The organism is Bradyrhizobium zhengyangense (assembly GCF_022012435.1).
In the GTDB taxonomy this organism is placed as follows: domain Bacteria; phylum Pseudomonadota; class Alphaproteobacteria; order Rhizobiales; family Xanthobacteraceae; genus Bradyrhizobium; species Bradyrhizobium zhengyangense.
Map to the genome: position 1 here is coordinate 1 of NZ_JAKLUA010000077.1, position 1,485 is coordinate 1,485.

The following is a 1,485-nucleotide window of genomic DNA, read 5'->3' on the forward strand; positions in this document are numbered from 1 at the left end:
TCTCGACCAAGAGCAGCTCCAGCTTGTCGCCGAGCCGCTTGCGCCAGTGGCTCAAGTCCGAGCGTTCGTGCGGGAACACATGCTGAAAGAACTCTTCGCTGGTGAAGTACTGGAAATACGGGTCGTGGACCCAGCGCTCGCAGACCCCCTCATCGGACGGGCCGCAAATATGCTTCAGCAGCAGCCCGATCATGAAGCGGGTCGCGATACCCGGCCGACCGTTCTCGCTGTAGAGCGGCGCGATCTCGCGGTCGATCCAGTCCCAGTCGACCTTGCCAGCGAGCTGAACCAGCTCGGGCTTCATATTGATGATTTGGTCCAGCCCGGCCCGGCACAGATCGCTCGATCCCGTCGTCCTGTGCTTCTTCGGTCGCATTGCCACCTCCGATGCGAGCACGGAATCATGAGTGGCGATTCGACGGAATCCTGAAAATGAAATCCCAAGATTCCAGCGCCAAAAGCATCAAAACCCTGCAATCCCAAAACAGTCCACAACGACGAATGCGATTCTGTCTCAGTCGCTTTGCCGCTGTTCACGAAGGACTAACTACACGCCCGCGCTCAGGTTGGCAGGCTGTTGTATTGAGAAGGTGCTGCACCTCCAAAGACCCGGCTCGGTTTTTAGTCAGGCTCTAAGGAGGACCGAGCAACGGATGCCCGGGTCGCTGCAATCTAAGTCACACCATCCGCTGCTTCACAAATTTGGAGTTTTTTGGCGATCCGATCCAGAACCCTCAATGTGCCTGCGCGGGTAACCGTTGGATTCGCAGCACTTAGCGTTGAACTGAAGTCCAACGAGTCAGATAGAGATCGTCTCGGGGTTTTCGGAGACGATCGATGCTACGGTTCATTGAAAGCGCGGATCGCGATCAATTGACATTGTTGCCGGAATGCCGAGATGATTGGGTCGGTGGGAGCAATCCTGTTCGCGTTGTCGATGCGTTTGTCGAAGCACTTGATCTCGATGGGATTGGTTTTTGGCGACATCGAACCGTCGGCGACCGGGCGACCCGGCTATCATCCAGCGGTGCTGCTCAAGCTGTACATCTACGGCTATTTGGCAAAACGCAATCTCGAGGTGATCTGGCTACTACAACGGCCTTCGCCGGACGAGAAGACGATCGCCAGTGCGCGAAGTTCGTTTGGCTTTGCCGGCGGACGCGATTGCTGATGGAAGCGAGCGTCGCCATCGACGGATCGAAGTTCAAGGCGGTCAACACGCGGGACAAGAACTTCACAAAGGGCAAGGTGGAGCGTCGTCGCCAGCGACTGGAGGAGAGCGTATCGCGCTATCTCGCACAGCTCGATACGGCAGATCTGCAGGAGCCATCTGAGACTCTCGCCGCGAAGACGGCGCATCTGAAGGAAAAGTTCACCAAGCTCAAGAAATCGTGTGATCTCTCGTTGAGAGCATGAGCACGTCATGGAGGATGCCCAGAGGCGGCTCGATGCTGATCCTCAGGCGAGGCGTCGCCGTTGCGAGAC

General features: G+C 57.1%; 2 protein-coding genes. One reads left to right on the forward strand and one right to left on the reverse strand.

Annotated features, from left to right (window positions below):
• Positions 1-376, reverse strand: a 376-nt coding sequence (locus L6637_RS42225; protein WP_237874455.1) for a transposase, incomplete at its 3' end; no start/stop codon positions are given.
• Positions 377-837: 461 nt separating this feature from the next.
• Between L6637_RS42225 and L6637_RS42230 the strand changes: the two genes are divergently transcribed.
• A complete protein-coding gene (locus L6637_RS42230) occupies positions 838-1,416 on the forward strand; it encodes a hypothetical protein (RefSeq protein WP_377803230.1) in 579 nt (192 codons plus the stop codon).
• Positions 1,417-1,485 lie beyond the last annotated feature (69 nt).